The 22,198-nt window shown below is 44.5% G+C and carries 19 protein-coding genes; 18 read left to right on the top strand and 1 reads right to left on the bottom strand.

Annotation, left to right across the window (positions count from 1 at the left end):
* Positions 1 to 63: 63 nt before the first annotated feature.
* Genes ACJJIV_RS02360 through ACJJIV_RS02285 form a run of 16 tightly spaced genes read left to right on the top strand, consistent with a single transcriptional unit; the run spans position 64 to position 16,320 of the window.
* On the top strand, positions 64 to 1,212 hold the full coding sequence (locus ACJJIV_RS02360) for a type III PLP-dependent enzyme domain-containing protein (protein WP_444890622.1): 1,149 nt from the start codon (positions 64 to 66) through the stop codon (positions 1,210 to 1,212).
* 3 nt (positions 1,213 to 1,215) lie between these two features.
* The gene (locus ACJJIV_RS02355) at positions 1,216 to 2,256 is read left to right on the top strand and encodes a hypothetical protein (RefSeq protein WP_444890621.1); all 1,041 of its coding nucleotides are present in this window, start codon (positions 1,216 to 1,218) and stop codon (positions 2,254 to 2,256) included.
* Positions 2,253 to 3,089, top strand: coding sequence for a hypothetical protein (locus ACJJIV_RS02350; protein ID WP_444890620.1), 837 nt, complete (start codon positions 2,253 to 2,255; stop codon positions 3,087 to 3,089). Before ACJJIV_RS02355 ends, ACJJIV_RS02350 begins: the two co-directional genes overlap by 4 nt.
* On the top strand, positions 3,086 to 3,613 hold the full coding sequence (locus ACJJIV_RS02345) for a hypothetical protein (RefSeq protein WP_444890619.1): 528 nt from the start codon (positions 3,086 to 3,088) through the stop codon (positions 3,611 to 3,613). Before ACJJIV_RS02350 ends, ACJJIV_RS02345 begins: the two co-directional genes overlap by 4 nt.
* Positions 3,573 to 4,634, top strand: coding sequence for a hypothetical protein (locus ACJJIV_RS02340; protein ID WP_444890618.1), 1,062 nt, complete (start codon positions 3,573 to 3,575; stop codon positions 4,632 to 4,634). Before ACJJIV_RS02345 ends, ACJJIV_RS02340 begins: the two co-directional genes overlap by 41 nt.
* Complete coding sequence (locus ACJJIV_RS02335) at positions 4,627 to 6,480, top strand: acyl-CoA dehydrogenase family protein (protein ID WP_444890617.1); 1,854 nt, start codon at positions 4,627 to 4,629, stop codon at positions 6,478 to 6,480. Before ACJJIV_RS02340 ends, ACJJIV_RS02335 begins: the two co-directional genes overlap by 8 nt.
* Positions 6,480 to 8,447 (top strand): NAD(P)/FAD-dependent oxidoreductase, encoded by a 1,968-nt coding sequence (locus ACJJIV_RS02330; RefSeq protein ID WP_444890616.1) that lies wholly within the window; start codon positions 6,480 to 6,482, stop codon positions 8,445 to 8,447. The genes ACJJIV_RS02335 and ACJJIV_RS02330 overlap by 1 nt, the downstream gene beginning before the upstream one ends.
* Positions 8,444 to 9,358, top strand: coding sequence for an alpha/beta fold hydrolase (locus ACJJIV_RS02325; RefSeq protein ID WP_444890615.1), 915 nt, complete (start codon positions 8,444 to 8,446; stop codon positions 9,356 to 9,358). The genes ACJJIV_RS02330 and ACJJIV_RS02325 overlap by 4 nt, the downstream gene beginning before the upstream one ends.
* Entirely contained in the window at positions 9,355 to 10,491 is a 1,137-nt protein-coding gene (locus tag ACJJIV_RS02320) for a hypothetical protein (RefSeq protein WP_444890614.1), read from the top strand. Before ACJJIV_RS02325 ends, ACJJIV_RS02320 begins: the two co-directional genes overlap by 4 nt.
* 2 nt (positions 10,492 to 10,493) lie before the next feature.
* Positions 10,494 to 10,748: an acyl carrier protein gene (locus ACJJIV_RS02315; RefSeq protein WP_444890613.1), complete on the top strand. Its 255-nt coding sequence runs from the start codon at positions 10,494 to 10,496 to the stop codon at positions 10,746 to 10,748.
* A 21-nt stretch (positions 10,749 to 10,769) separates the two neighbouring features.
* Entirely contained in the window at positions 10,770 to 11,504 is a 735-nt protein-coding gene (locus tag ACJJIV_RS02310) for a tetratricopeptide repeat protein (RefSeq protein ID WP_444890612.1), read from the top strand.
* Positions 11,504 to 12,238 (top strand): ABC transporter ATP-binding protein, encoded by a 735-nt coding sequence (locus ACJJIV_RS02305; RefSeq protein WP_444890611.1) that lies wholly within the window; start codon positions 11,504 to 11,506, stop codon positions 12,236 to 12,238. The genes ACJJIV_RS02310 and ACJJIV_RS02305 overlap by 1 nt, the downstream gene beginning before the upstream one ends.
* Positions 12,235 to 12,939: a hypothetical protein gene (locus ACJJIV_RS02300; RefSeq protein WP_444890610.1), complete on the top strand. Its 705-nt coding sequence runs from the start codon at positions 12,235 to 12,237 to the stop codon at positions 12,937 to 12,939. Before ACJJIV_RS02305 ends, ACJJIV_RS02300 begins: the two co-directional genes overlap by 4 nt.
* Positions 12,940 to 12,941: 2 nt before the next feature.
* Positions 12,942 to 14,171, top strand: coding sequence for an ABC transporter permease (locus ACJJIV_RS02295; protein ID WP_252085547.1), 1,230 nt, complete (start codon positions 12,942 to 12,944; stop codon positions 14,169 to 14,171).
* Between the two features lie 37 nt (positions 14,172 to 14,208).
* On the top strand, positions 14,209 to 14,952 hold the full coding sequence (locus ACJJIV_RS02290; RefSeq protein ID WP_444890609.1) for an outer membrane lipoprotein-sorting protein: 744 nt from the start codon (positions 14,209 to 14,211) through the stop codon (positions 14,950 to 14,952).
* 18 nt (positions 14,953 to 14,970) lie between these two features.
* Positions 14,971 to 16,320 (top strand): hypothetical protein, encoded by a 1,350-nt coding sequence (locus ACJJIV_RS02285; protein WP_444890608.1) that lies wholly within the window; start codon positions 14,971 to 14,973, stop codon positions 16,318 to 16,320.
* 50 nt (positions 16,321 to 16,370) lie between these two features.
* Here the strand turns inward: ACJJIV_RS02285 and ACJJIV_RS02280 are convergent, their stop codons facing one another.
* Complete coding sequence (locus tag ACJJIV_RS02280) at positions 16,371 to 18,581, bottom strand: multiheme c-type cytochrome (RefSeq protein WP_444890607.1); 2,211 nt, start codon at positions 18,579 to 18,581, stop codon at positions 16,371 to 16,373.
* A 207-nt stretch (positions 18,582 to 18,788) separates the two neighbouring features.
* Here ACJJIV_RS02280 and ACJJIV_RS02275 point away from each other — a divergent pair, with 207 nt between their 5' ends.
* Together ACJJIV_RS02275 and ACJJIV_RS02270 are read left to right on the top strand one after the other, a co-directional pair.
* Positions 18,789 to 19,838: an HAD family hydrolase gene (locus tag ACJJIV_RS02275; RefSeq protein WP_444890606.1), complete on the top strand. Its 1,050-nt coding sequence runs from the start codon at positions 18,789 to 18,791 to the stop codon at positions 19,836 to 19,838.
* A gap of 216 nt (positions 19,839 to 20,054) precedes the next feature.
* Positions 20,055 to 21,761 carry an arylsulfatase gene (locus tag ACJJIV_RS02270; protein WP_444890605.1) on the top strand — a complete coding sequence of 569 codons (1,707 nt, stop codon included), beginning with the start codon at positions 20,055 to 20,057 and terminating at the stop codon, positions 21,759 to 21,761.
* The last annotated feature ends 437 nt before the right edge of the window (positions 21,762 to 22,198 follow it).

Below are 22,198 nucleotides of genomic sequence, written 5' to 3'. Positions count from 1 at the left end.
TAAATACGGCTGAAATATTTGTGCCCTATATAAGAATGAATTTAAATTTATCCTGGTGATATCATGAAAGCTTCATTGGAAAAGCTCGTTGCCCAGCTGAGCCAGCAAAGGCAACACTTTTCAACACCGTGCTATGTCTACTCCCTAAAAGATATTGCCGATAACTACCAAAAACTGAAAGGCCGCCTGGGAACATCTCTAATATATTCCCTAAAGGCGAATAGCTGCCTTGATCTTGTCGTACGTAGTGGTCATGTTTTTGAAGATGGAGTTGAAATTGCCTCTGTGGGGGAGTTGAATCTTCTCCCTCGAGGTGAAAGCCCTCGCTATATCAATAACCCTTCCGCAGATAAAAGTTTCCTCAGAGCGGCAATTGCAAGTAAGTGCACACTGGTGATCGATAATCTATCCCAGTTAGAAATCGTTAAGGAGTTTCTGGGGAAGCGTCCGATTAATCCGCTGATACTTCGTTTGAACCCCAGCACCTTGGATCAATTTGAGAAGGCTCCGGTAACCACGAGAAGAGACCACTTTGGCTTTGGTTGGAGTGATGTTGAAACGGCCTTGGCATTCTGTAAAAAACATGAGTTGAAAGTTGCTGGATTCCATGTGTTCCGAGGATCCTATAATTTCGCAAAGCTCGCTTTTAATACTGCGCAAGCATCTTTGCAAATAGTTGAGAAATTTGAGAGGCAGCTCGGCTATGCCATTGATTTAGTTAACCTTGGCGGTGGCTTTGATCTGGATTGGGAAAGTATTGATTTTAATTTTGAACAATATAGGGAATTACTTGGTGAATTTCCCTCTCACATAAAAATCGCCCACGAAAGTGGACGTGCTCTGGTTGCCAGTGCGGGATATTTTGTAACTCAGATTCGCTACGTGAAATCGATAGAAGGGCAGCAGTACGGAATCTGTGATGGCGGCATGGCGCAGAACTTTCTTTTAGCGAAAACGGAAAGTACTTTTAAACGCTTCAGTCAGCCACTGATATTGCGTGGCGATGAAATATTGGAATTTGAGAGCAGTACAGAGAGCTGTTTGCTGGTAGGTACTTCCTGTAACAAGGAAGATGTGATCGGTGAAATAAAAGGCGGGCCTGTACAGCCTGGCGACCTGGCTGTTTTCAGCAATTGCGGAGCCTATAACGCGAGCTATACCGTTGCTCCATTCCTGAGTTTACCTTCTGCTAAATCCTACCTCATGGAGTAACTTATGGAACTGCAATCTATTGCCGGCAGCTTTGTAATCAATCAGCTTTCTTCCGTTTCTCCAGTGCCAGCTTCACTGCAAGGGCTTCTTGAGGAGGCCTGTGTGCGTCTGTTCGACGCTTCAATGATCATTGAAGACCCTCTGACAGAGCCTGCCCCTCTTCGAGAGCCATCGGTCAAGCAGCCACTAGAACAATTTGAACAAACTTTTGTTATTGATCAAATTATTGACAAGGTGCGCGATGAGGGGTTGGCCCACCATTTTCATGAAATGATAGGACTGTTTGGTTCCATCATGATGAGCCTGACGGCGACTGAAGATCAGCTGGCTCAAGTGAATAACTGGGTGGAGCAGGGGATTTTTGGTCACTTCTTGATGACAGACCCCGGTGGCCCAAGCCTGCAGAGCTGGAATACTGAGATACAGGATGATGATGGTGTTTTGCAGCTTAATATCAATAAAATTCATGGTATAGAGGCACAAAAGCTAGGGTTTGCCATGGTTGTTGCCAAACAGGCAGCAAGGCCATTCCCAGTTACATTGATGCTGCCTCCTGAACTCTGTGCTGAATTGAAGCAGTCATCTGTTGGTGAGCCCTTCCTGGATGGCAAGCTGCAACTGGGGAACTGCCGTGGTCGTGTCCCAGTTACTAAAGAGATGCTGCTTAGCAAAGGTGGTCTGGGGAGTGTTAATCGCTTCCTGACACTTGTGCGTCCCCGTTTTGTGAAGTCTCTGATGCACTTTGTGCTTTGGTTACGAGATCAAGGGGAGGTTGAGTTGTCTGTTGCGGATCAGGAGATTGTCGAGTATCTGATTTATCTCTGTAATGAGCAAACCTCGGCCACCATCTTCTCAATGCATAGTGTGAATAGAGTGCTGGCAACAAAATTTGCCAGTAATGAATTACTTTTGCACTTGGTATCTTCGGGTAAGGTACAAAGCAAAACTCGCCAGCGGGATTTGCTGGCGTTTACCAAGATGGAAGGAAGTTCCTACCGCTGCTTTTTCGAGATTTATAGTAAGGCGAAAGGGCATCGGCTATGAGCTTATACCTGAAGTCAGCGGCATTTACCCCCATAGAAAATATTACTTTTGCAGAGAGTGGAGGCTTGCAAGAAGCCTTCGCACAAATCGGTGAAATTATATCTGAACAGAGTGCTCGTGTAACAGAGGTTATTCCAGAGGAGGTAAGGGCTGAGATTAACCGACACTTTCTTTGTTCAACCATGATTGAGCTACCTTTTACGACTGGGGCCGTTAATACGGACGATTTAAACTCTCTGAAAAATCGACCAAGTATTCCTGTGACCAGTTTTGTGAACACTTATGAGTGTGCATCCTGGGGTTACAGCCTGCGCTATTACTTGCGACAAAATCCCGCTGTACGTTATGTACTAGTCAGTATTCTGGATGCCAATCTGCTGGATTTAAGCTTTTGGCAGAGTAATGAAAATTGGGGCAAGAGCGGCTTTGGTTTATGCACATTGCTCCTGGAAGTCGACTCATTCAGAGTGGAAGATATTACAGCCGGTTGTGCGGTTACCTATAACACAACACCAGAGTTTGCAACAATTATCAGAAAGATGGCCAGTGCTGGGAAGGATCTAACTTTATCTTTGCCATTTTTCCCAGAAAACATACGACAAATATTTACCCGTTTACTCAGTAGTTTCCAGCAGCTTCCCGATCTTCATGAAAGGTGGGGGCACTGTTTTGGTAGTGATCCCTGGTTAAACATTATTAGCCACGGAGTTGAGGGTAGATTCCAAGAGGAAGAGAAGCTATTGGTATGTTCTATTGCTCTCAATGGCTATTACTGTACGGCTGAAGTTAGGGTTGACCAGGGTAGTACTTTTTGCTTGGCGGAGGCGGTATGAGTAAAGTGATAGAGCTTTCCAGTAGGTTACTGCGCAATCCCTATCCGCAAACCCCTAAACTCTGCGCAGCCCAGACATTGCCCTTGAAAGGTGAATCTGATTTTCTAGCAATTTCTCAGTTACCGGTGGGTACAACTCCAGTACTTTTAAGCTTTGCTGAGCACTATCAACTCTTGGTTGAGCTATTGGAGTGCTTGGATCAATCTGGGGTTCTGATCGAAATAATCTTGATGAGAATGCAGATGCCTGCTGGTGGAAGAATGCCAAAAGTATTTCTACATGAGCGCGTCTTAATGTTGCAGGATATTCAGGCTGAGGAATATATCTTACAAAGGGAGGGCAAACCGTATCTGGTTATTGAGGATAACTTGGTACGACACCCTCTGGAAGCAGGCAATAATAGTATTCACATCAGGATATCTGCTACAGAGAACTGTGAAAAATTAGTTTCTTTATACTCTGAAAAATTATTGGAATTAGGTTTTGGTGCCATTGAAAAAATGGCCAGGGAAGGAACCGCATAAAATGTATATAAGAAGCCTCTGGGTTGATCATAAAGGGGAAACAGAGCAACTGTTGAACTCCCTAAACCATTACCTTTCGGGATTAGATTATATCCCAGAGCTTGTATATATCGTTTCAGCCGGCGAGGCTAATGTGTTACTGGAGCGGCCGGTTGTTGAGTTTCTAGTTCAGCTGGAAGAAGCTGGGCATAACATTCAATTTGTAGGTAGTGCATGTACCAGTTTTCATGCTGCGCTTTTAAGTTATTCCAAACGTCATGAAGAAGACGCCCTAGTTATAAATTTAGAGCTGGGTAAAGAGCGGCAGCAGGAATGCCTGGATGCCCTGGGTATAGGAGTAAAGCCTGGGCAGGACGGTTTGGATGTGATTACAGGAGTGGCAGTTTCCTGGTTATGTAGGCATTACCACGAACGGAGTTTATGCCAAATTTCCAGTTGTGATATTTTATCGCAAGCGCCATCACTCAATGGGGCGCCTGAGCTGGTGCAAAACCTCAAGAAATTAATGGCGACTGATCTGGACAATTCCTGCCGTGTAGTGTCCTTTGATATTCAATCTCGCTGGGCGAAAGGATTGCTGAAAGGCTTTTCTCATGAGGATAAAACTCATTGGCTGCCTAGTGTTGAGCTTGATGGGCTTCACTATCTTAGTATTAAGCCTCTTGCAGAGATTGATAAATATTGTTTGAGAGACGAAATTGAAGGTCTCTGGATAATCACTCTTGGTGGCGGTGGTAGGGCTGGTTGCCTCCGGGTACACAGAACCCCACAAGCAAATGGACAGCTGCTTTCCCGTCTGGTGAACACAGAGACCGTTTCTCTTGAAGAGGCTTATCAGGGCTTTAATGCAGCACAAAGTCTCGAAAATGCATATGGCCAGGATCACCTTCCTCATGTTCGCGGCGCCATGATTTATCCCCAGAAAAAATACCGGGGAAGACATAATCAAATATTTCACTGGGTGCTGGGTTCCGGCAGCTGGCGGTCACTCTTGGAAAATCAAGGAGCCAAACATGGGTAGAAATATCTATAAGTCTGATTTGCGGGAATTTAAATTTCTTATTGAAGACCAGTTTCATCAGGCCAAAACACTATTTGAGCACCCTCGCTATAGTGATTGCTCTGCTGAAATCGTAGATGATGTTCTGCAGCGTGCGAAAAAATTTGCTACCGAGGTATTGGGGCCAGGTTATCAAGAGGCAGATGAACAAAGTTGCCACTTGGTTGATGGCAAGGTACAGCTGCCTTCCTCTTTTCCGGAGATGTGGAGTCGTTTTAAAGAGGAATGGGGAGACTTATCTTCTAGCAGTGGCGGTCAGGTAACCGATCTTCCGCCCTTTATAATGCAAATGCTGTTAGAAATGTTTATGGGGGCCAACCCCAGCTTTATGACCTATGGTGGTTTTTGTTTGCCATCTTCTACCCTGGTAGAAAAATATGGTTCAGAAATTCAAAAAGCACTATTTAAGGACAAATTGGCTACTTCTGAGTGGACTTCTTGCCTTTGTTTGACTGAGCCACAGGCTGGCAGTGATGTTTCCCTGGTCGATACCAAGGCCGCGCGGCAAGCAGACGGTACCTATTTACTCACCGGTGAAAAGTACCTAATCAGTGCTGGTATGCACGACCTAACAGATAATACCTTGTACTTTGTGATGGGTAGAGGGGAGAAGAGTGGCTCGGGAACCTATGGCTTGTCTTGCTTTATCGTACCCAAATACTGGGTTGAAGAAGATGGCAGCCTAGGAGAGTTTAATCATGTTGAATGTATCTCCCTTGCTGACAAAATGGGTTTTAAAGGTTGTGCCAATACTCACCTTACCTTCGGCAAGAATGGCCAATGCCGTGCATATTTACTAGGTGATCGGGAAAATGTTGGATTATTGCAGTTCTTGACCCTGATGAATCAGGCAAGAATTAGCACAGGGGTTTATGCCCTGGGAATGGCTTCCTCGGCTTACTACAACGCTCTAGCCTATGCCAGTAAACGCATTCAGGGTAAACGTTTTCATGAAAGCTTCAGCGCTACGGCAAGCAGGGTCAATATTGTTGAGCATGTAGATGTGCAGCGCATGTTACTGGAAATGAAATCCAAGGTTGAGGGCTGCAGGGCCTTGATCGCCAAGCTGACCCTATCTGAAAGCTTACTCAAGACATTCGAGGGGGATGAGGCTAAGAAAACTGAGGCTACCTATCATCAGGGGCTGGTAAACCTGCTGACTCCCGTGGTGAAAGCCTATATCAGTGATCAGGCATGGCGCATTTGTGAACTGGCCATTCAGACCTGTGGTGGCCAGGGTTACCTGAAAGAATTAGGTATTGAACAGTATGCTCGGGATATCAAGGTACTCGCCATTTGGGAAGGGACTAATTATATCCAGAGCCAGGATCTTATCCGAGATAAGTTAGGGCTGGGCAACTCCAGCAAGCTGTTTCAAATTTATAAGAGTGAGTTTGAATCATTTATTAATAGAGCGGGTGATTTCCCCAATTTCAAAACCGAATTTAGCCGCCTTCAAGAATCCTTTGAGCACTTGGAGACTGTCCTGACAACCGTACATGTGTGGGTCAGGACCAAAGAGATGTTCAAAATTCCGGCTTACAGTACTCGTATTCTGCACATGATGGGGGACATTACTCTTGCCTGGTTGTTGTTAGAAGCTGCCTGTAGTGCATCCAGTCGCCTGAGTAAAGGAGAGGGGGATAAAGCTTTCTACGAGTCGAAGGTCACTAGCGCTAAATTCTTTATCAGGAATGAATTACCCAGAACCAAGATGGTGATGGACATTATTCAGGATCATGATTCATTTTGTCAGGTTGACTCTCCCGTATGGGATTCTCTTCTCACTGGGGTGGAATCGCTGTGATGAATGCTTTCGATCAAATACAAAAAGAATATGACGTTGTCATCATTGGCGGTGGCTGGGCCGGGTTGACTCTGGCTCGGCAAATTAGACGCGGTGGCCAGGATGTTTCAATTTTGGTTGTAGAAGCCAGTGATAGTTTCCGTGCAAAAGTGGGGGAAGCTACTGTTGAGATGACCGGCCATTACTTTATGAAGCAGTTGGGCTTGGTTAATTATCTCTATAGGAACCACCTTCCGAAAAACGGTTTGCGCTTTTTCTTTGATAAACCTGATCATAGCTTGTCTCTAACCGAAATGAGTGAGCACGGAACTACTAGTATTCCGCCTCATCCAGCCTTCCAGCTGGACAGAGCTCGCTTGGAGGCGGATCTGGTTGAAATGAACCGGGAAGATGGTATTCAAGTTCTGATGGGTGTGAAAGCCAAGGGCCTCAGTATTGAGTCTGACGATAACCGTCATTCCATTCAGCTGTCTGTGGCTGATTGCAACACTGAGATTGCAGCCCGCTGGTTGGTGGATTGTAGTGGGCGCAATCGCTTTGCAAAGAAGCATAAAAAGTTAACACGCCAGGAGAATGTACCCGAGCACTTCTCTTCCTGGGGACGCTTCAAGAATATCCGGGATATTGACTCCATGGGAGATGAATCTTGGAGAAAACGGGCTTTTGGCCGCTTCTTATCTACCAATCATTTTTCCGGAGATGGCTATTGGGTGTGGTTTATTCCACTGAGTGGTGGCTATACCAGTGTCGGAATTGTCGGTGAAAAGGATAAGTTTGAAAAACCACCCACCAAGCGTGAAAGCTTCCTGGATTTCCTGATGAATTATCAGGCAATTTCAGAATTGTTAGATGGCGCTGAGCTGGTGGATTTTGAAGCTTGGGGGCAGCTTGCCTATCGTGCGGATGAATTTATTTTCCCCGATCGTTGGGCCACCTCTGGTTTTGCCTCTATGTTTCTTGATCCCCTGTTCAGTGGTGGTGGTGATATGATCGCTTTATTTAATGATCATATCTGTAAATATATCCTGATGGATCTCGCTGAACCTGATAGAGACAAAGCCCAGAATATACTGAATCAGGAGCTAGCCATTGCGAATCAGACCGTAAAAGAGTTTTATCAAGGCCTCTATGCTCATGTGGCCAATGTATACCCGGTTATTGATTCTGCTGAGCTCTGCTCACCTCTGTTGGCATACAACACTGCTGCTTATTTTCTTGAAATCGCCTGGGACTATATGTCAGGCAGCTACCTGGATCAGGAGTACTGGCAGCGTAAAAGTTACCTGCGCCGAGGTTATATGGCATTGGAGCTTATATTGCAGAGGCAGTTGATAGATACCGCGAAAGTTCTTAAATCGGAAGGTCGTTATTACCGTAGGAATGATGAAGGATTTTTTGAGTCTGGAGCGGATCATTACAAGTATTTTGTCTACCTGATGGGTACTGCTGGTCGGGATGGTTGGCGCATTGATTTAAGGGTAAAGCTGTGGGTTGAGATATTTCTCAAGGTGATTGAGGCCAAATTGGATTTCCCTGGGCTAGCTAACAAAATGGTAGTTCAGCAAAGTATATTGTTGCCAGATTTATTGGGGAGGCCCAATTTAAGCACTGCCGACAAGGGGTGGTTGCTGGGGAAAATTTCTGAAAAATTCTCAGAAATACTGTCAGATGAAGCGGAGCGCCCTGTTCAAGTTAGAGTCACGGAAGGTTCTTTTCATACGGAAGCACTGGAAATTAAGGATTCTTCGGGAGAGCTAACTATAGATGAACTTGACAAGCTCGCTAAAAAAGCCAAATCGCTCTGGTCTCAAAATCAGGAATACATTGCGATGCCAGGTATGGTACCGGTTTTCTTGGCATTTGCACGTAGCCAACCCGACAGCATTATGGATTCTGTAATTGATCAGAGAAAAGCTATGGGAATGGATCAACAAGCCTCAGAAAGTTCTGTAGTGGAGGCGTTGTGATTCAAGAGTTTTTCAAAGCGCGTGATAGTAAAAATCTGGCATTTCGCTGGCTGCCAGCAGAAGATACAGAGACCGCGCTTATATGTATGCACGGCAGCACTTTTAGCAGTCAGTGGTATTTAATGTTTGGGCGAATGCTACACAAACAAGGAATGACCATCTGCTTACCGGATTGGCGAGGGCATGGGAAAAGTGAGGGGCGTCCTGGAGATCTGGATTATCCGAACCAATTACAAGATGACCTGCAGGATCTGATAGCGCACCTCAAGGAGAGAGGAGTTCGCCGTTTTGTACTCGGTGGGCATAGCGCCGGCTCTCTTGCCTCTCTGAGATACCTCGGAATATATGGTACCAAGGACATCGTGGGTTTTTTTGCTATAGCACCACCGCTAACCCAGGCAGAAGAAACTCGAAAGTATGATATTGCCACTTCAGGACTTGAGTACTTTATCCGCTATTTTCGTAAACGGCGACACAGCAGACCAATGGCGGGCCCAGAGCAGCAAAATTTGCCCAAAATAAATCTTTGGAAATATTGGCTGGCGATGCTTATTCCTGCATTCAGGCGGGTGCCTGTTTTAAGCTTCCCTCCAGTAGGTTCAGCTGCTGGTAATCAGGGTAGGGTACTTGATTGTAGCTACAACTTACTTAGTGCTTACACTATTAAGAGATATACCGATCTATTCGCCAGTATTGATATCCCGTGTCATATCACCGTGGGCCAGTACGATGAAGTAGTCGATGCACATACCTTATATACGGTAATGAATTGGTATATCTCACCTAAAGTAGAATCCTATTTAACTGAGATTCCCAATGCTACCCATATGTCAGCTATCTCAGCTTCGGCTAAACCGATCTCCAGCTGGCTCGATAAGGTGGTAGAGAGGCGATTGGAGGCTGCTTTGTGAAGCAAATGGTTTATGATATTTCTGGGGTGAAGCCTGTAACACTAGCAGTGGGTGCGGAGTTCTCTGTGTTGGACTTATACCCCGATAAATATAAAAAATTATTGAGCACATCAGAGGTTAAGCATAAGGGTGTTATCCAGAGAAGTGATCGCAATTGCTTTCACATTAAAGTTACAGATTTGTTCAATTTGCCCCTGTATTACTTTACCCTGAATGAGCAACTGTTCATCAGTGCGAAATTGTCCTCATTTTTGGCCGTAGGTGCAGATAAAGTCGATCTGAACTATTTGGTTGAGCTTGAATATTTCGGATTTCCTACTGAAAGAAAAAGCCTGCTGGAAAATGTCAGAATGATTTTTCCGGGTGATGAGGTGACGATCACAGCTGAGTCATTAATCTGGCTGGATGATACTCTTGCTACAGAACCTAATTTGAAAGCTGCTTTGGTAAAGCCTCAAAGTAGAGGGGAGTCCTTATACAATCTTCTCCCTAAGGTGGCTTCACAATTATTTACACCTTTCGATCATGTGTTCTTTGCCCAAGTGTTTGAGCAAGTAGAAGCTTGTGAAGAGCTTTTGTGCGAAATTAGTAAAAATAGCCTGCCGCGAAAATTTGGGTTTAATCGTCAAAGATCAGATATCTTTAAAGCGGCGCACAAGTCCAGAAAGGTTGAAGGTATTGATCTGAAAAACTATGTTAGAGAGATTAATGATCAGCTTGAATCGAGCTGGGAAGCTTCTGGTAAGGAACAGGATAGGGATGTCTACCTGGCAGAGTATTTGTATCATCCTTTTATTCTTTTTCATCTGAATATTCTGGCTGCAGAGTTGGGTAAGGAGGTCAGGCTTGTCGACGAGAGTAATTTGAAAGAAAAGGGTGGTCTGAATCAAATTTTCTCTTTGTGTGACAACCCTATAGTTAATGTTTATGAGTCTTTTCAGAGGGTGTTTTTTTACGGAAACCGATGGCTTTCACGTATCTGGTTTTTTATACCCCCTATGATTAGCGCCAAGATTATTAAGCGGCAACAGAAATACTCTGAAGGTGAGCAGCATGTATGTATATATGCTTTGACCCTAGATTATTTGTTGCGATTCTATCCCTTGAAAGTTGGTAATGTAACTGGAGATTAGGTATGTCTACAGCAGTCGTAGAGAGCAAAGTACAGGAACTCTGTGAGCAGATCGCTCTTATGCTGAATGTTGATTCTGTTGATGCGGATACCCCTATTGCTGAGTTGGGTGTGGATTCACTCAATATTGTTGAAGTGATATTGATTTGTGAACAGCTTTATCCTGGTGTGATGAACCCAGAAAATCTGGTTTTTGATGAGCACACTACCCTAAAGGAAATGGATACACAGTTGCTCGAAAATTCAGCTGAGATTTAAATCTTTTTTAGGGGGTAGCCCATGTTTAAGAAAATGCTAACAATATTAATAAGTAGTCTTCTGATTGGTAACATTATTGCCTGGTTTTCAGGGGCTGCTCCCATTGACTTCAAAAAGATAGACTATAGCAAAACTGAATTTGAACAATTGGAGTTTCTGACAGCTGAGCTGGATCAGAATCAATCTGACCCTGAATTAATGTTGCAACTTGGGCAGCTGTACAGCTACCACAATGAAATAGATAGAGCGGATAATTTACTGGCTACCTCCTACCAACAAGATCCTGAAAATATGCTGATTAAAGCAGCCTATTTTTCCAATGAAGGTAAGTTGGCTGGTGCCATGTTCGATCCGGCCATGGGGTTGTATAAACTTTATCGTCTGCGTCAAGCGATGAATCAAGTGGATGAAGCGGCGCTACAAGCTAGCTCTGACTTTAATGTGCGACTGGTTCGGCTGCTCACTTTTTCTTTTGTTGGTGAAGTTAGCGGTCACTTTGACAGAGTGTTTGAAGATGAAGACTGGTTCATAGCTCTGATAGAAAAAGATAATGATGCTTTACCTGGGGAAGTCAAACAACTTGTGTATCTGGCTCTCGCTAATGCCTACAGGATTAAAGGGTTGGATAATAGTAATGAACTTAATATAGCTCTGGATTATTACCAGAAAGCAGAAAGTTTGGCTGAATGTCCTTCTACCATGCTGGATGCCTGTGAGCAGTTGAGTCAAATGGCTATTACTTTGGGCGAAGCCTAATGTTGGTTGAATTACGCAATGTATCTAAACGCTATGCCATGGGTGATATCTGGGTAGACGCCCTAAAAAATATCACTCTTTCCTTGGGAAAAGGCGAATTTCTCGCTGTGAAGGGGCCTAGCGGTAGTGGTAAGAGTACTTTGCTTAATATTTTGTCGGCTCTTGATCAGTGCGATTCCGGCACTGTTCAGGTTGGCGGTGTCAATATCGGTAAATTGGGAGAGCACAAGCGTTCAAAATTCCGAAACCGGCACATTGGCATTGTATTTCAGTCCTTTAATTTGATACCAGTGCTTACTGCCTTGGAAAATGTAATGTATCCACTGACTCTCAGGGGAGTGAAGGATGCCAAAGTAAGGGCTCTGCAGGCACTGAAAGATGTAGGCCTTGAAAAACAGGCTGGGCAAAGACCAACCCAGTTATCGGGGGGGCAGATGCAGCGGGTAGCTATAGCCAGGGCGATTGTCACACGGCCTGATATTGTATTAGCAGATGAGCCTACGGCAAATCTGGACTCGAAAACCTCAGAAACGATCATGGCGCTGATACAGAAGTTGAATAGAGAGCAGGGCATAACCTTTGTTATTTCAACACATGACGATTATGTAACTAGCCTGGCATCCAGAGTGATTACTATTTTAGATGGAGAGTTAGTGAGTGATCGCCTTAGTGGTGGCGTTCTAGCCAATGGGTATGATAGATCCAGTATTACAAGTTCGGGGGTTGAGGTATGAAAATACTTAGCACACAGGATTTTCTGAAGGTACTTACAGTTTTCTTTTTTCTGTTTGTCAGCCTTCCAAAGGTGATTGCTGAGGAGTACACACCCCCTTCAGAGATCCCCTCTTCTAACCTCGAGAGAGTTCGCCTGGTTGAAGATTTAAATGAAGAATCCACACCAGAACAAAAGAAAATTGCGTATTTGGCCGAATTGGCATTGCTGACTTCCTCAGGGGATACACGAGTTGAACAAGTGGAATCCCTGGAACAAAAAATGACCAAATTGAAGAGCACGCTGAACAATGATCCAGAGTTGAGTGCCGCTCTAGGATCGGCAATTTCCTTTCGATCTAGTTTCTATCTCGATCAATTGGCAAAGCTATCCTTATTTTCAAGGCGGGGAAATCGCATGATGGATAGGGCAGTAAAGCAGGCCCCTTTCAATCTTGGGGCAAGATTGCAGAGGGGCATCAGCTGCGCAAATATGCCGGCCTTCTTGAAACGGGCCCGCTATGCAGTAGAAGACCTGGAGTTAGTTCAACAAAAAATTGGTGGTAAGTACGGTGATGAGTTCCAGGCATTTGTCGACTACTACCTTGCACAGGCCTATGAACGTAATGATCAGGCAGATAAAGCCAGAGAACTCTGGACAAGGTTGACAGCTTCAGAAACCGAGTGGGCGAAAAAATCTCGCCTGGCCCTGGAGAAAATTTAGTTATGACTCTGGGTTGGAAGGTAGCGCTGTTAAATATTCTTAGAAACGGTCGACGCAGTATAATCACCCTTGCGGCGGTTATTTTTGGCTGTACCAGCTTGATTGTGTTCGGTGGTTTTGTTCAGTCCATGTACGATGGCATGCGTGAAAGCATGATTCGCTCGCAGCTAGGGCATATCCAGATTTATGCCGATGGCTACAACCAATATGGTAAAGCCGAGCCAGAAAAGTACCTGATTCCCTCTGCCAGCTTAGAGCAGATTACCCAACTAATTGAAGAGAAGAGCCAGGCTTTGGTTGTTGCACCGCGACTGAATTTTAATGGTCTTCTGAGTGATGGGAAGCAGTCAATTGCAATATCGGGTATTGGTATCGATGCTGAAAAAGAGGTACTACTTTCCTCTGCAATCCATATTGTAGAAGGTGAAGATCTATTTCCTGAGGATGTTGCTGCTGCGCATTTGGGAGAGGGGTTGTTCAACTCCCTGGACGCTCAGGTAGGGGACTACCTAACATTGCTTGCAAGCACCCAGGATGGAGCAATAAATGCGGTAGACATTCAGATAGCCGGTGTGGTGACCACTGGCGTGAAGGAATTGGATGATCGCTTACTCAGAGTCAATTTGCCACTTGCGCAGGAATTACTTTATACCTCGGATCTAACCCGGCTGGTTGTATTGCTTGAAGAAACTGAACAAACCGATCTGGCTGTAGACGCCTTGCGTAAGGCATTTAAGCAACAGAATCTAGGGCTGGAATTAAGAAGCTGGTGGGACTTGGCGGCTTATTATCATCAGGTTGTTGGCCTATTTAATGGAGTGTTTGGTTTTATCACCGTAATTGTCCTGGTGATTGTAGCTCTAAGCATATCCAATACCATGTTGATGGCTGTGATGGAGCGCACCCGAGAGATCGGGACTATTCGAGCCATGGGCGGGACACCTACGCAGGTAGTTGGCTTAATTCTTTTAGAGTCTGTGTTTTTAGGTATTATCGGTAGCATCGTAGGATTGCTTATCGGAATTCTTGCGGCAAAGGGCATTACTTATGCCGAATGGATGATGCCGCGGCCGCCGGGCAGTACTCAGGATTACCCGATAAGGGTATTTGTGGTTAATGAAATTCTTATCAAAACCTTTGCCTTGGGTTTTTTGGTCTCCTTAATTTCTAGTGTTTATCCAGCAGTAAAGGCTTCCAGAATACCGGTAGTGAATGCGTTGAGATTCACTTGACGGTAATGCAATAGGTTTATAGGTGTAGGGTAAAAAGATGAAAAGAAGCCGTTTTATTTTTTTTGTTGGGTTTTTATTCTCCCTAGTCGTGCCAGCAGTGGCTGAGGTAACGGCTGAATCCCTGGTGAATCGATTAGATGAAGTTAGGGGGTATAAGGATCAAGGATTTGTTTTTAATATTACTAATATCAGCTATGAGAAAGATAAAGAACCTCGAACTAATACGCTCAGTGTTAAAGTGTTTAACGATAAGTCTTTGATTCACTTTGAATCTCCCGCTCGTGAAAAGGGGAGGGCCATGTTAAAGGAAGGTAACAATATGTGGCTCTATATTCCCGGAACTCGCCGAGTTATTCGTATTGCACCGTCTCAGCGGCTGATCGGGGAAACCAGTAATGGAGATGTTGTTGGGACTAATTTCTCCAGAGACTATCGTGCAGAAATTATTGGAGAAGAAACCCTCGAAGGGCAGGATTACTGGTTGTTGGAGTTAACTTCAACGGCTTCCGGTGTGGCTTATGCAAAAGTGAAAGTGTGGATGGAAAAGACAGAAGGAAACCCACCCTTTAAGAGTGAATTCTATTCCCGGTCAGATCGCCTACTGAAAACAGCTTTTTACAAAGAATATAAAACCTTTGGCGATGAATTGAAATTACATAAGCTCCTTCTCGTGGATGCCTTGTTGCAGGAAAACTACACCTGGATGAAATTCGATGATTACCATCTCAAGGAATTGGATCAGGCTATTTTCCAGAAGGCTTCATTGGGTAAGCTGAATTAATATAGAAAGACCATGGCGATGCCAAATTTAACCCAGCATAAACTGGCCATAATCTTAAGTGTCTCTGCCTCAGCTGCTTTAGCTAGTGCACAAGAGTATAAAGACCCTTTCTCTAATGAGCTCTCCGAAAGTTCTAAATCACAAGATCTTTCATCCAGTAATGGGGGAAGTGGTTATTATTGGAATTATGATATTTCCGCTATTGCCTATCAGCAGCAGAATAGCGTGCGGGAAGACCAGTATTTTAACCCTGGAAATCTACAATTTGGTGAAAGAGAATCTTTGCTAGCACTGGATTTCAGTAGTCAGTTTTTATCGGGGCCACACTTTTCTACTTTTACTCGCCTAGCCTTTATTCAAGACTATAAGGTGGATGACGGTGGCGCCTCTTCAGAAGAGTTCAATGCCTACTTATTGGAGGGCTACTTATCTTCGTACACATCTAACCGGAGACTGGGTATTAATATTGGCAGGATCAAACCTCAGTGGAGTAATGGTTACAATTGGTCCCCTGCCAACTTACTCAAGCCTGTCTATGACCGACCAAATCTGGATACAGATGATCTGACTCAACAACAGGGTTGGGATATGGCGCATCTGGATCTTCGCTACGGTGACTGGAACGCGGGTATCTACATTGCTGAAGTGGAAGATAATCTGGATCGGAAACTGGATCATCCGTTTGCTGACCACGAGTATCAATATGCATTGGTTCTGAATAGGGAGGGAGATCTGGATACCAGGTTGGTAGTACACCAGTTGGACGGTGGAGAACTGAATGCGGCCCTGGGTTTGAGTGCATTGGCACGTGATAATATTACTCTACGATTTGAGGGGGCCTGGGAACAGCAGCGCGAGCTGCCAGTGGTTAGTGATATCTCCTATGGAGGTCTACAGGAACACGGTTACCTAAAAGCAGTGCTAGGTGCTCAGATGAGCCTTAAAGGCGGCTGGGATATTACGGCAGAATATCTATACAACGAACATGGGTATGAGTCAGAAGAGTGGGACCAGGTTATCGAACAAGTGGATCTTGCCAAGCAAGGTTTACTGTCTGTTCAGGCGCCAGCTGCCTTTAATTTCCTGATTGATAGCTATGAGCTGTTATCGGTGGGGCAGTTGCGCCGGGAGTATTTGTTTTTTATGTGGGGTAACACCCGGATTGAACGCAAGTTTCAGTATCGTCAGAGTATTCAATATAACCTTGATGATCAGAGCCAGTATCATAACGTGGAATTAATCCAAAATTGGACAGAGCATTTCAGCACTCGACTTCAGGCCCAGGTGTTTAGTGGCTGTGAGAGTTGTGAGTTTGGTCTAATTCCGAATGAGCACTTGCTCCGCTTAAGTTTCTATTACGATTTTTAGTAATCTACTAATTGTTTATCTTCAACTAAAACAGTAAGAGGCTTTTGGGACTACTGATTGCTTCCAGCAAGGAAGTTTTCATATTTTTTTGCCTTCTCCAGGTTGCCGGATTCTCGATTAATGGAGATTAAAGCCCGAAGGATATCTATTGAGGAAGGGAATTGCTCAACCCCCTTCTCAAGCGTTGCCAGGGCTTGTGTAGAGTCGCCAGCGGAGTGTAGTGCGATCGCATAGACATATATATAGCGGCTATCAGTTTGTGTAGACTCAGCGGCCAGTTTGAGATAATCGATAGCCTCTGAGTAGCGTTTCTGTCGTATTAAAGATAGTCCTAAGGAGTGTTGTATTACTGCCTTCCTCTCGGCCTTATCCAGGGCATTTCGTAACACTTCTTCTGCACTTTTCTCTTTTCCCTTTATTCGATAAAGGTCTGCCAGATTGATGTATGCAGCTGTGTAATAGGGCGCTTTACTTATAGCTCGATGATAGAATACTTCTGCTTGCTGAGAGTTATCTCTCTGTTGATGTAGACCCGCCAAGTTGGATAAGGATTCTGGTCGATCACTGTTAAACAATTCTGAGGTTATATATTCCTGAAGTGCCAGAGAAAATTGCTGGCGAACCTGAGCAGGATAATTTCCCAGGGGTAAGGTTGCTAGAGCATTGGCGGCCAAAGAGCGGGTGACGCGTTCTCGCTCGTAGAGTAGAGGTATTCCCAGGGCTGGTCGTAATTGCTCCGGTATTCTATCTAATGACTGTGCCAGTGCCAGACTGAGTAGTGGTTCATCGCTTTGTGCTATGGATTGCAATAATTGAACAGAATTGCGGGTGAGGTTTTCCGTCAGTAAGGTTATAGCGGTTGCTCTGGCGATTGCTGGCTGTTCTCGGTCTAGGATCAATTTACTTAGTTTCTTCTCTGCATCCCATGCTCCTGTGAGGCCTGCGTATAAAGCCTCGCCAAAGTGTTTTGTCTCTGCTGGGCCAAATCGCTTGCGCAGAACTTCAGCAGCCCACTGATTGCTTTGATTCTTATGGCAATTGATACAGGCATTTGGTGTTTTTAATTGATCTGAAAGGTCTGGACGGGGGATGCGAAAACTGTGATCGCGGCGGCTATCTACCTGCATAAAGTTCTTTGCTGGCATATGACAATTGATACATCGCGATCCGGGGCTGTTTATTGGGTGAAGATGATGATCGGTTTGAGCGAACTTCTCAGATAGATGGCACTGGGAACAAACCCCGTCGCCACTGCTACGTAACTGTAAACTATGGGGCTCATGACAATTGCTACAGGTGACGCCTGCGCTATACATTTTACTTTGTAAAAAAGAGCCATAGACATAGACCTCTTCGTTAATTTGACCATCCGCATAATAGAGAGGTGGTTGTAGTAGGGCGAGGTTATAATGATCCAAAAATTGACTCCCAGCAGTTGCGCCAGGTGAGAATGTCGCGCGCCTGGAATGGCATTGTGCACAAGTTTGTATTTCTTTGGCGATCTTGGTTGATTTGCTTGACGCTATGCCAGTTTCAAGGTTCATTTTCCACTGGTTTGTATTTATCCTCTGTAATTCATGAGTAAAGCCAAAATTTTGAAGGCTCTGTTGTTGATTCTGAGCCCATTCAAGATGCTTGGAGGCGGGCCCATGACAGGATTCACAAGCAATATTTATCTCAGACCAACTGGTTTGAAATGTATCGGTTTGAAGATCGTAATTTTTTTGTAGATTAGTAGAGTGGCAATCCGCACACATAAAGTTCCAGTTTTGATTAATACCACTCCAGTGTAGGTAGTCTGTATGTTCGATCTTTTCATTAGGGTATAAATGGAACCATCGTTGACCACCATCTACTGCTGGGCGGTTATCCCAAGCGATACTGAGCGCCTGTAGCCTCCCGCCGGGAAATTGAATCAAGTATTGCTGGAGAGGAGTTACCCCAAAAGTGTATGAAATGGTGAATTTTTCTAGAACACCTTCAGTTCCTTCGGTCTCGACAAAAAAATTTCCTTTGCGCTTGTAAAAGGTTGTAGTTACTCCGCCGTGGTCAAAGGTGGTTCCATCGAAGTTGCCGAGGACAGTGTCTTCACTGGCTGGCATCATGGCTTGCGCGTGATGGGAGTCTTTCCAGGCAGTGCTTTCTTTTTGGTGGCAGTTTTGGCAGGAGGCTGAACCGGTATATGTTGCGTGCTCTTTCTCCGAATGATTTATCTGATGGGTAGTGGTTAAGATAGATTCGTTTTCATCATTTTTACCCATTTCGGATTTTTCATTCTTATGCCCGCCACATCCAGCTAGTGGTAATAGAACGAGAACAATGAAAATTATGTAAATTTTTCCAGCTATATTTATCATATATTTAGTTTTATTGACTTTACTGTTGGATTGATCTGGCTTTGACAAGCCAAGATTAGTTCATTGTGTGCCACTTCAAGCAATCCATGTTTACTTGAGTCTCTTAACCTAATGGATTTCTCTCAAAGAAAATTGACAGTTTTTTGCTTGCTGCTTCTGATAAATACTTTCTTTTCCAGCACGGGTGTGAGTGCAGATCTTCCATCATGGAATAATACGTCAACAAAATCTGCCATCGTAAGTTTTGTGAAGAAAGTGACGCAAGAAGGCAGTTCCGACTTTGTTCCTCCAGAGCTACGTATTGCTGTATTCGATAACGATGGCACTTTGTGGGCGGAGAGGCCTGCTTACGTTCAGTTACTTTTTGCGATAGACGAGATTAAGCGATTGGCACCTGAGCACCCGAAGTGGCAGAAGGAGCAACCTTTTGCCTCCATTCTAAAAGAAGATTTTCACAGCTTATTGACCCTTGGCAAAGCGGATAGGTTAAAAATAATTAGTACGACTCAAACAGGTATGACAGATACGGAATTTAATAAGGTTGTAAATTCCTGGCTTACTGCCGCCAAAAATCCCCTTACGGGAAAGCCTTATCGAAATATGGTTTATCAGCCGATGCATGAATTGCTGAAGTACTTGCGTGCAAATGGCTTTAAAACCTATATATCTTCAGGTGGTGGAGTTGATTTTATTAGGGCACTCTCAATGAGCTTCTACGGTATCCCGCCGGAACAGGTTATTGGTAGTCGTTTTAAATTACGGTATGAAGATGATGATGGTCATCCTCAAATCATTACAACGGATAAACTTGACTTCGTGAATGATGGTGTAGGTAAGCCTATTGGCATAAGCCAGGTTATTGGGTTCCGCCCAATTTTTGTTGCTGGAAATTCAGACGGTGATTTGCAGATGTTGGAGTGGTCTACTTCCGGTAAAGGGCCTCGTTTTGGCATGTTAGTTCACCATACCGACAGTAAGAGGGAGTGGTCTTATGATAGTGGATCTAAGGTAGGGCACCTGGATAAGGCTTTAAAAGCTGCCAAACTCTATGGGTGGACGGTTGTAGATATGGCAAAAGACTGGGCAGTGGTTTTTCCTCAGTCTAAAGTCACCACACCTGAAAAGGAAATATCTGAAACACCGGTTGAGGATGGTGGTTAACATCCATCTTTCATGCCCTTAAATTCATTGCCGCAAAACCTTCTCTAATGAACGCTTTAAACAAGTTTGTCTAATCTTGTTGTATTACCCTTCCAAAAAAGCGTGAATTTACATCTATTGACACCAGTAATTTTTAAAAGGGTTTTGTTGTCAATAGAGGTTTATTTGTCGCTATATGCATTCTCTATAGATGTTAAATGATTTATGAGACCCAATATGTTTTCATCCACTCTGGTATTCCGTCGATTGTTCATGGGTGCAATTGTATTGTGTTTTTTACAATGGCACGTTATTGCTCAGCCTCAGCCTCAGCCTCAGCCTCAGCCTCAGCCTCAGCCTCAGCCTCAGCCTCAGCCTCAGCCTCAGCCTCAGCCTCAGCCTCAGCCTCAGTTGGAGGAGCAGGGGCAAACTCAAGCCCCACCGGAGCTTCAAGTACAGGACACCCTGCCTACAAAGCCCAATATCCTGGTGATTTGGGGGGATGATATCGGTATTTGGAATATCAGTTTTAATAGCCGAGGCATGATGGGTTATGCCACGCCCAACATTGATCGATTGGCTGTTGAGGGGCTGTCATTTACCGATTACTATGGCCAGCAATCTTGTACGGCCGGAAGGGCCGCTTTCCTGGCAGGTAATGTGCCAGTGCGTACTGGAATGACCAAAGTAGGGCTCCCAGGAGCCAAGGAAGGCTGGCAAGAGAGTGATGCGACAATTGCCACGGTTATGAAAAGCCTCGGTTATGTTACTGGTCAGTTTGGTAAGAATCACCAGGGTGACCGGAATGAACATCTGCCCACTAACCATGGGTTTGATGAGTTTTTCGGAAATCTCTACCATCTCAATGCTGAAGAAGAGCCAGAGAATCGCGATTACCCCAAAAATCCTGAATTCCGCAAAAAATTTGGCCCACGCGGAGTGATCAAGTCTTATGCGGGTGGCTCCATTGAGGATACAGGCCCGCTCACTAAAAAACGCATGGAGACAATTGATGATGAAACTCTAGCTGCAGCTATTGACTTTATAGAGCGTGCTCATCAGGCCGGAAAGCCTTTCTTTGTCTGGTGGAATGCTACTCGGATGCATTTTCGTACTCATGTGCGAGAGGAGCATAAAAATCTGGCTGGACCGAACAGCAACGAGTATATGGATGGCATGGTAGAGCATGACATCCTGGTGGGAAAATTACTGAGTTTACTCGATCGTCTGAAAATTGCTGACAATACGATTGTATTTTATTCCACCGATAATGGACCACACTTTAATACCTGGCCTGATGCGGCCACAACTCCCTTTCGCAGTGAAAAGAACTCCAACTGGGAGGGGGCTTATCGGGTACCGGCTTTTGTTCGCTGGCCTGGAAAATTCCCAGCTGGCACTACCCTGACGGGCATCGTTTCCCATGAAGACTGGCTGCCAACACTGGCTGCCGCCGGCGGAAACCCTAATATCAAAGAGCAACTAAAGCAGGGGGTGGAATTGAACGGTCGCCGCTACCGCAACTATGTCGACGGTTATAACATGTTGGATTACTTTTCTGGTAAGGCCAAGTTGTCACCACGAAAGGAATTTATATATGTTAATGATGATAGTCAAATAGTCGCTATGCGTTACGAGCCATGGAAAGCCATTTTCCTGGAGAATCGTGGTAAAGGTTTTGAAGTCTGGCGCGAACCTTTTACTGAACTGCGTATTCCTTTACTGTTTAATTTACGTCAGGATCCTTTCGAAAAAGCACAACATAGCTCTAATACCTATAATGATTGGTTTATTGATCGTGCATTTGTATTGGTTCCTATGCAGCAGCTCGCTGCCAAGTTCCTGAGCACCATGAAGGAATACCCCCCCAGTCAAGTTCCCGGCTCTTTCAATTTGGAAAAAGTACAAAAACAGCTAGAGGCTGGAGCTTCGGGTAGTAACTGAATTTTCCTAGGGCGCTAAATTAGGTCACAGGGCATGAAAAGGTGATGAATTACTCTCTAAATAGAGAAGGAGGGTAGGAAGCTCAGGTCTATAGTAATCGCTTTAAGTCAGGTAAAACACATAGATGATTTTTCCTGGATGCACTTTGATGCGTAGCAACAAGCTGTTGTAATTAACAACGCTCTGGTTTGATACAAATTGTCATTCAGGTTTAGGGGTGTCAATTATAGTTGCTGGGGTTTTAAAGGTAACCTAATGATTTTGCCTTTAATCTAAAACAAGGCGTTTCCCCAAAGTTTGAATAGTGTTCAATTCTTAAAATTAAAAAGTTATTTTAAGTTATCTTTCCCCTTGTTTTCGGTTCTATCGTACCTTATCTGCCTGATCAAAAGTTAAATTAGCTTACTTCCTTTATATGCCTGTATAGTGTCTCAGGT

The sequence above is a fragment of the Microbulbifer mixtoriginis (SeqCode) genome, assembly GCF_052466765.1.
The sequence above is the reverse complement of the archived record's forward strand: the minus strand, read 5'-3'. Positions and strand labels throughout refer to the sequence as shown.